This window comes from uncultured Halomonas sp., from assembly GCF_947501415.1.
Lineage (GTDB): Bacteria > Pseudomonadota > Gammaproteobacteria > Pseudomonadales > Halomonadaceae > Halomonas.
Genome location: NZ_CANMVL010000031.1, coordinates 46,629 through 55,200, shown reverse-complemented (window position 1 = coordinate 55,200; position 8,572 = coordinate 46,629). Strand labels below are relative to the sequence as shown.

Annotated in this window: 7 protein-coding genes; 5 read left to right on the top strand and 2 right to left on the bottom strand. The window is 63.6% G+C overall.

What is annotated here, in order from left to right; all coding sequences use genetic code 11:
* The first annotated feature begins 161 nt into the window (after positions 1-161).
* The 4 genes from Q0894_RS14895 to Q0894_RS14880 all read left to right on the top strand — a co-directional run bounded on the left by Q0894_RS14895 (position 162) and on the right by Q0894_RS14880 (position 2,895).
* A complete protein-coding gene (locus Q0894_RS14895; protein WP_299236779.1) occupies positions 162-533 on the top strand; it encodes an antibiotic biosynthesis monooxygenase in 372 nt (123 codons plus the stop codon).
* Between the two features lies 1 nt (position 534).
* Positions 535-855, top strand: a complete 321-nt coding sequence (locus Q0894_RS14890; RefSeq protein WP_299236777.1) for a hypothetical protein — start codon at positions 535-537, stop codon at positions 853-855.
* 79 nt (positions 856-934) lie between these two features.
* Positions 935-1,798 carry an SDR family oxidoreductase gene (locus Q0894_RS14885; RefSeq protein WP_299236775.1) on the top strand — a complete coding sequence of 288 codons (864 nt, stop codon included), beginning with the start codon at positions 935-937 and terminating at the stop codon, positions 1,796-1,798.
* Between the two features lie 182 nt (positions 1,799-1,980).
* On the top strand, positions 1,981-2,895 hold the full coding sequence (locus Q0894_RS14880; protein ID WP_299236773.1) for a homocysteine S-methyltransferase family protein: 915 nt from the start codon (positions 1,981-1,983) through the stop codon (positions 2,893-2,895).
* A gap of 78 nt (positions 2,896-2,973) precedes the next feature.
* Here Q0894_RS14880 and Q0894_RS14875 read toward each other — a convergent pair whose 3' ends face one another.
* Together Q0894_RS14875 and Q0894_RS14870 are read right to left on the bottom strand one after the other, a co-directional pair.
* On the bottom strand, positions 2,974-3,648 hold the full coding sequence (locus tag Q0894_RS14875; RefSeq protein WP_299236771.1) for an SDR family oxidoreductase: 675 nt from the start codon (positions 3,646-3,648) through the stop codon (positions 2,974-2,976).
* Between the two features lie 91 nt (positions 3,649-3,739).
* On the bottom strand, positions 3,740-6,310 hold the full coding sequence (locus tag Q0894_RS14870; protein ID WP_299236769.1) for an EAL domain-containing protein: 2,571 nt from the start codon (positions 6,308-6,310) through the stop codon (positions 3,740-3,742).
* A 266-nt stretch (positions 6,311-6,576) separates the two neighbouring features.
* Here Q0894_RS14870 and Q0894_RS14865 point away from each other — a divergent pair, with 266 nt between their 5' ends.
* On the top strand, positions 6,577-8,565 hold the full coding sequence (locus Q0894_RS14865; RefSeq protein ID WP_299236767.1) for a diguanylate cyclase: 1,989 nt from the start codon (positions 6,577-6,579) through the stop codon (positions 8,563-8,565).
* The last annotated feature ends 7 nt before the right edge of the window (positions 8,566-8,572 follow it).

Genomic DNA, 8,572 nt, shown 5'->3' with positions numbered 1-8,572 from the left:
TTCTTGCTCATGATCAGGGTCTCCTGGTCGGTCTGATCAGAGCTTAGCGCCTGGTCCGAATTTCGGGGGCCACTTCACTCAGCGTCGTGCAGTACTCGCGATTATGCCGCCGCGGCGGTCGATGGTATCGTCTGCGCACCTCTCCAAACAGGACACCATCGATGTCACAGAAGATCTACTGCATCGCCAGCTTCAAGCCCAAGCCCGGGCGGGAAGACGCTGTGTTTCGCGCCCTCCAGGCGCTGGAGCCCAACGCCCACCGCGAAGATGCCTGCCTGCATTACACCGTGACCCGCCAGATCGACAACCCCTTCGCCCAGGGCACGAGCTATCCCATCGTCTTCCACGAGGTATGGGCCAACCGGGCGGCCTTCGAGGCTCACTGCCAGCGCCGCGAGATCCGCGAGTTCTTCGCCACCCACCTGGAGGCTGAGGACGGCGATATCGAAGACGCCAACGTCTGCGTCTATACGGATGAGCCGGCCGACTTCGATGCGCCGAACCTCGGCACAGCCGGGCCCAAGGAGGCGTGACATGGGCAGGCTTCTCGGACTGATCGCGATTGCCGGTCTCGCCTATGGCGGACTCTACTTCTACTACGAGCTGAGCGTCAGCGAGGCGATCGAACAGCAGCTCGATGCACGCGGTTTCTCCAGCATCGAGGTGGCAAGCCTCGACTTCGCCGCCATGGCACCGCTAAGTCAGGACTCTAGCGTGGCCGCTACCCTCAACTATCGCGGCGCGGAGGCCACGCTCGACATGCGAGTGATCGGTCATCCACTGTTCTCCGACCAGCTCCGTCTCGAGCTCGACGGTCTTCAGACCCTGCGGCTGACTCTCGGTACCGGCGACTGACGCGCTCGGCGTCATCCCCCTTCTTCAAGCCTCGTGATGGCCGCCCCCAACGGGGCTTTCGTGAAAAAAGGAGAGCCGCATGTCCCCTACCCAGGAAGCTCCGGCACGCAGCATCCTGATTACTGGCTGCTCGAGCGGTATCGGCCATGCCGCGGCCCATGCCCTGACGGCCCGGGGGTGGCGGGTGTTCGCCACGGCCCGCGCCGAGGCGGACGTGGCCAGGCTCGCCGAGGAGGGCCTCGAGGCGGTGAGGCTCGATCTAGACAGCAGCGCCTCCATCGAGGCCGCGGTGGCGACGGTCAGGGAACGTACCGGTAACCGGCTGACGGCGCTGTTCAACAACGGTGCCTACGGTCAGCCCGGCGCGGTGGAAGATCTGTCGCGTGAGGTGCTGCGAGCCCAGCTGGAAACCAATCTGCTCGGTACCCACGAACTCACCACGCGGGTGCTGCCGATGATGCGCGCCCAGGGTCACGGGCGCATCGTGCACAACAGCTCGGTGTTGGGCTTCGCGGCCCTGCCCTATCGCGGCGCCTATGTGTGCTCCAAGTTCGCCCTCGAAGGCCTGACCGATACCCTGCGTCAGGAGCTTGTCGGCAGCGGCATCCATGTCAGCCTGATTCAGCCGGGGCCGATCACCAGCCGCTTTCGCGACAACGCCTATCGCGCCTTCAAGGCCAATATCGACCCTGCCCAGAGCGCCCATGCCGCCACCTATCGGCAGGTGGAGGCGCGCCTGGCCAGCAAGGATGGCAAGGCCCCCTTCACCCTGGGTCCCGAGGCGGTGGTCAAGAAGCTGATCCATGCGGTGGAGAGCAAGCGGCCGCGGCCGCGCTATGCGGTCACGCTGCCGACTCATCTGTTCGCGGCACTCAGGCGGGTGCTGAGCACCGGCGGCATGGACCGGGTGCTACTGCGCTCGACCCGGGACGAACGCGAGTAGAGCCCCATCACCAACGAGCAGGCGCTCATCGCGCCCTGATCATGCCCCGGAAGCCCTGCTCATGGCGTTCCGAGCACCTCTCGGCGGCACTAGCCTTGAGCGATTCCCCCTGAACGGCTAGGGTCATCTTCCCGACCCATCGCCAGCATCACCCTGGCCATTTACGAGAAGGACTGCGCACCATGAGCCCCGAACAACATTGCCTGATACTGCTGGATGGAGGAATGGGGCAAGAACTCAGACGGCGCAGCGAGCACCCCGCCACGCCACTCTGGTCCGCTCAGGTCATGCTGGACGAGCCCCACCTGGTGACAGCGGTGCATCGCGACTTCATCGCAGCCGGGGCCCGGATCATCACCACCAACAACTATACCGCCACGCCGCAACGCCTGGCTCGCGACGGCGACCCCGCCCTGTTCGAGGCCCTGCATGCCGCCGCGCTCGGTGCTGCCCACCAGGCGAGGGAGGAGAGTGGCCAGGCGGTACGCATCGCCGGCTGCCTGCCCCCGCTGATGGCGAGCTATCACGCCGAGGTGGTCCCGGACGATGCCACCTGCCTGCGTGATTACCGTCGTCTGGTAGAGGTCCAGGCCGAGGGGGTCGACCTGTTTATCTGTGAGACCATGACCCTCACCCGCGAGGCGTTGGCCGCAACGCAAGCCGCGGTAGAGAAGGAGCTGCCGGTATGGGTCGCCTTCACGGTGGATGATGCCGATGGCAGGCGTCTGCGCTCAGGGGAACCGCTGGCCCAGGCGGCACGATCGGTGGCGGCTGCTGGGGCCTCGGCCGTGCTGATCAACTGCTCGGTGCCCGAGGCAGTCACCACCGCCATGGACGAACTTGCCGACCTTGGCGTGCCGTTCGGCGGCTACGCCAATGCCTTTACCTCGGCCGCGGATCTGACCCCAGGCGGTACGGTGGATGGGCTCGAGGCTCGCCTGGATCTCGACCCCGCGGGCTATGCCGCACACGCCTGTGGCTGGATCGAGCGGGGAGCCACGATAGTGGGTGGGTGCTGCGAGGTCAGCCCGACACATATTGCCCATCTCGCCGAGTGTCTAAGCGCGCAGGGCTATCGCCTGTCACCCAATGGATAATAAAGAGCAATGCGCCAGGCCGACTGGCGCAACGCCCCCTTGAACCCAAGCAATACGCGCCAGTCGACTCAGCCTTGGTTACCAGGGCAGCGTCTCGCCATTGCTGTGCCAGAAGCCGCCACTGTTCTCCAGCGTCAGCGCCTCGATACGCTGTGCGATGCCCGTGGCAGCCTCCTCGGCGCTGATCATGCCGCCGAAGTTGACCATACGCGTCTGCACATAGCCCGGGTGAATCTGGGCCACGGCGATACCCCGCGGCTTGAGGTCCACGGCCAGCGACTTGCCGAAGGCGTTGAGCGCCGCCTTGGAGGCACGGTAGCCATAGCGCCCGCCGGAATCGTTATCGGCGATGGAGCCCATACGGCTGGTGATATTGGCGATCCTGGCGCCCTCCCCCAGATTGTCCAGCAGCATCTCGGTCACGCGCAGCGGTGCATAGGCATTGATCTCCATCTGCGTGCGGATGGAGTCGAAGTCGAGTTCGCCGAGCACCTCATCCTGCAACAGGCCGGCGTTATTGATCAGCAGATCCAAGCGGCGGCCCGCCAGTTCCTGCTTCAACCGTGCCACGTCCTCCTCACGGGTCACGTCGATGCCTTCGATCAGGGTCTCGGCGATCTCAAGCAGCTCGGCCGCTTCCTCGCCGCCACTGCGGCACACGCCGATCACCGCCCACCCGGCGGCATGGTAATGGCGAGCCAGGGCGAGTCCGACGCCACGGTTGGCACCGGTGATCAGTACGCTAGATGACATATCGACTCCAGAGCAGGAAGTGTGGGTACATGACGGTAGGTGGGGCCTCTGCCCCTGCTCTTCAACCCGGACCGGCCGCCGCCGATGCCGCTCAGGCCGAGGCTGGAAGCCGGTCGGGCAACTGCATGACGGCCTCCCTTGGCATCGGCCTGGCGAAGTAGAACCCCTGCAGCAGGTCGCACTGGCGACGGTCGAGATCCTGCTGCTGTGCCTGTTCCTCGATGCCCTCGGCCACCACCAGAAGGCCCAGATGGTGCGCCATGGTGATGATGCCCTGCACGATGGCGGCGTTGCTACGGCTGGTGGTGATATCGTGGATAAACGCCCGGTCCAGCTTCACCTTGTGGATCGGCAGGTCACGCAGATAGCTCAAGCTCGAAAAACCGGTACCGAAGTCATCCAGTGCGACCCGGACCCCCATGTCCTTGAGCACCTCGATCAGCTCGATGGCTGAATCGGCCCCATTCAACAGCACGCTTTCGGTGATCTCCAGCTCCAGCAGCTCTGGGGGCAGGCCGGCATCGTCCAGCGCCGATTGAACATCGGCCAGAAAGCCGCTGCGACGAAACTGCAGCGAAGAGATATTGACGGCTACCGGCACGTCGCCCCGACCCTCTCTGCGCATGGTCGCGGCATCCCGGCAGGCACGCCGCAGGACCCAGCGGCCCAGCGGAATGATCTGACCCGTCTGCTCGGCCAGGGGTATGAACACCCCTGGCGAGATCAAGCCCCTCTCCGGGTGCTGCCAGCGGATCAGCGCCTCCAGCCCACGGATACGACCGCAGACCGCCTCCACAATCGGCTGGTAGAAGAGCTCGAACTGGTCGTCATGCAGGGCGGTATGCAGATCATGGCGCAGCAGCACCATCTCCCTGGTGACCCGCTGGACATCCCCCTGATACCAGTGCCAGGTGTTGCGGCCCTGCTGCTTGGCACTGGTTACCGCCAGGTCGGCACGCTGCATCAATTCAAAGGCCTGTTCCATGTGTTCGCCATTACAGGCGATCCCGATACTGGCACTGATATGCAGCGGCTCTTCTCCAATCACAAAGGGTTTGGACAAGGCATCCAGCAGCTGTTCGGCCATCTCGATAGCGGCCTGAGGCCCTTGGAGGGCGGGAAGGAGAAGCACAAACTCATCACCGGTCATGCGGGCCAGGGTATCGCCATCGCCTGCCCACTGTCTGAGCCGAGAGGCGATCTCGATCAGCAACTGATTGCCGATGTGGTGGCCCAGCCCATCGTTGATCGCCTTGAAGCCGTCCAGGTCGACATGCATCAACACCAACAGTGTCTGGTCCTGCTGCGCCTGGGCAAACGCAACCTCCAGCCGCTCATCGAAGGCGGTGCGGTTGAGAAGACCGGTCAGTTGATCATGCGTCGTCTGGTGAGCGATCAAGGCTTCCTGATTACGCTGCTGGGTGATGTCCTGCTGAATCCCGATGTAGTGGGTACAGATACCCCGGCCATCGAACAAGGGGCTGAGTGACAGATGATTCCAGAAGGGGGTGCCATCCTTGCGGTAGTTGAGCAACGTGGTCTCGATCGGTTGCCGTGCGGCAACGGCGTGGCGAATGGCACTAACGGTATCCCCACAGGTCGCCTGCCCCTGCAGAAACCGGCAGTTGAGGCCCAGCACCTCCTCGGGGGCGTAACCGGTCAGCGCATGGAAGGCCGCGTTGGCATACACCAACGGCATATCAGGCCGCGAGGCATCGGCCATCAGCACACCATTGGGAGTCGCCTGAATGCCACGCTCCAGCAGCGCCCGGTCCGCTTCCTGACGCTTGCGGTGGGAGATATCCTGGCAGATGGCATACATGCCGACGATGCCTGCGGCCGACGTCACCGGAAAGGTGGTCACCTCGAAGGGATGTACATGTCCCGCGGCATCGCATCCGAGCATTTCGTACTGCCGGGACTCACCGCGCAAGGCCGCCGCAAAGGCATCCCTGGCCGCCGCATGATCACGCGCCCCCAGCAGCTCGGTAAAGTGACACCCCAGCAACGCCTCCTCGGTGAAGCCGGTTAGTCGCTCCAGCGCCGCATTGGCTCGTTTGACACGACCATCCAGGCCGAACTTGTAGACTCCATCGGGGTGATTGGTGAACAAGGAGTGGTGCCATACCGCCAGGCGGTGAAACTCCTGGTTATCACGATCGCGCACAATCGCGAGAGCTGCCAGGGAGGCGGCTTGCTTCAGAATCGCCTGGCTGGCTGGAGAGGGCGTCGCTGGCTGGCGATAGTAGGTGGCGAAGGTGCCCAGCAGCAGCCCCTCCTCGGTCAGAATCGGCGTCGACCAGCAGGCACGCACCCCTTCCACTCGAGCGGCATCGCGAAAGAGATCCCAACGCGCATCGGTCAGAATATCCTCGGTAATGGTCAATCGCCGCCAGAATGCCGCCGTGCCACAGGTCCCGACACCATCCTCGATACAGAGATCCTGCAACCGTCGGATAAACACTGACGAAAATTGCGAGTTGGCCACCATGCTCAACGTGCGGCTCTCGGGGTCGTGACGCATGACCGATATCAACGCATCGGGCAGCAGACGACCCGCCCACGCGGTGATCGTCCCAAGCGTCTCCTCGAGGGGCACCGAGTGCGCGACCAGCTCGTGGGTATCCTGCTGCGCCTTCATCAGCGCCTGTGGGTCGGACAAACCGCCGCCTCCGTATCTGCGCGGGGAAATGGTTATTCTTGTCGCCAGGTCATGCCGCGAGATAATGAATGAGCGAGGTGATGGGAGCAAGAGGAGCCGCGACGGGGCCTTTCCGCGTCTAGACACGACAAGAGATGACGCTACCGCTCATTTAACAGATACTGCCTACCGTCAGGGTGGCAGCCTTCCCTCTCTGCCATGTATGCCACCCCCTCTGGCCATCGGCCTGATAACGCCATTTCCTGGCCTGATTCGGGACTCTTGCATTGATCCTTAAAGCTCTCTGGGCCCGCCTGGGTGTAGCCACGCTACTTCCCGTCGCCCTGGTCACCATGACGCTGACGCCGATCTTCACTTCTCACCTCGATGATCAGGTCAACAGCAAGCGTCTGGCGACCGAGGCAATAATGACCTCCGAATATGACAAGCTGCTTCAGGGCATGAACGAGAGTTTCAACCAGGCCTTGGCCACCGCAGAGTACCCGCTGCTGCGGCGCTTTCTGGCGGGGCCAGCCTCATCGAGAGCCGCGGAGTGGGACACAGCGGCACAACAAGACTGGGCACAGCTGGAAGCGCTGTTCGAGACTCTGCTGACCCACTATGGCCGCTATACGCGAATGGCCGTGATCGACACCCACGGCCGTGAATGGATCGCCACGAGCCAGGCTCCTCCGCCTGCTCGCCCGCCGGTCGTTCACCGTGATGCTACCTCCGCCTTCCAGAGGGCGATGGCGCTAAGGCCACGCGATCTCTATATTTCCTCGCCACGCCTGGGCGCCACGGGGGAGGATGGCTCGACCGCGAGCCCTGTCATCGATATCGCGGCCCCGATCTTTGATCATCAGGGAGAACGCCTCGGGGTGCTGCTGTTTACTCTCGACTGGTCACGCATCACCGCCTCTCTCTCACAAACCCCGCTGGGTGATGGCGCCAAGATCCTGCTGGTGGATGCCCAGGGCACCTCGTTGCTACCCGACGGCGAGGGCCAGAAGAGGAGTCGCTTCGGCCACTCGTTGGCGAGTCAGTGGCCCGCCATCTGGGCTGCCATGGCGGCGAACCAGCAGGGGGTCATCACCCTGGACGAATACCTTCTCGGCCTTCGCACTCATGACATCCGTACTCATCACTACCGTAGCCAGGCCGTGACGATCGTCAGCGACGCCGAAACCCAGCCCTGGCACCTCGGCATCCTGACACCGCGGCCCAGCCTGATGAATCAACTCATCAAGACTCCCACACAACTGCTGGCCATCGTGCTGGTCTATCTGCTCTCGGTGGCCTTCGGCATATTCTGGGTCATGAGTGATCACCGCCTGCGCGGGCTTCGCCAGCGTGCCCTGGCGTTTTCCCGCAAGGCCCGACAGTACGCCGGCGAGGTTCAGGACCTCTACGAGCACGCCCCCTGTGGCTATCACTCGCTGGATAGTGACGGCCGAGTGATCAAGATAAACCGTACCGAGCTCGAGTGGCTGGGGTATCGGGGTGACGAGGTGATCGGCAAGCGCTACTACCGTGACTTCGTCACCGCGGAAACCCGCGCGGCGTTCGATGCGGCCTTCCATCAGGTGCTGGGACAGGGAAAGGAGGGGGCCGCCGAGTGTGAGCTTCTATGCCGTGATGGCAGCCATCTGCCGGTCGCGATCAAGGCCACCGCTCACGTGACCGAAGATGGCTTTCAGTACTCCCGCGCCATGGTGTTCGATCTGAGCGAGCGCAAGAGTCTGGAGATGCGACTGGAGCGGCAGGCCTTGACGGACCCTTTGACCGGGCTCGGCAATCGTCGCTATCTGGAGAACCAGGCAGCCATGGAGATCGCCCGCGCTGAGCGCAACAGGGCTCCCCTGGCCCTGATCGCGATAGACCTCGATCACTTCAAGCGCATCAACGATGCCCATGGCCATGACGTGGGTGACCTGGTGCTGCAGTCCTTCGCCAACACGGCGAAACAGCAGTTGCGTGCCGGAGATGTGCTGTGCCGTATGGGCGGTGAAGAGTTCGTGGTACTGCTGCCGGACACCTCACGTGACCAGGCCCTGCAGATCGCACAACGACTCCGCGAGGCGATTGCCGCGACGCCCGCCGAGGTGGGTCACGCGACCACGGTGAGCGAAACGCTGGCCTATTCCGCCTCGATGGGCGTAACACTGGTTAGTGCAGGTGAATCCACGCTGCGCCCGGCGATCAACCGCGCGGATCAGGGTCGCTACGCTGCCAAGGGGGCCGGGCGTAATCGCGTGGAGTGGGAGGAAGCATAGTTAGGAA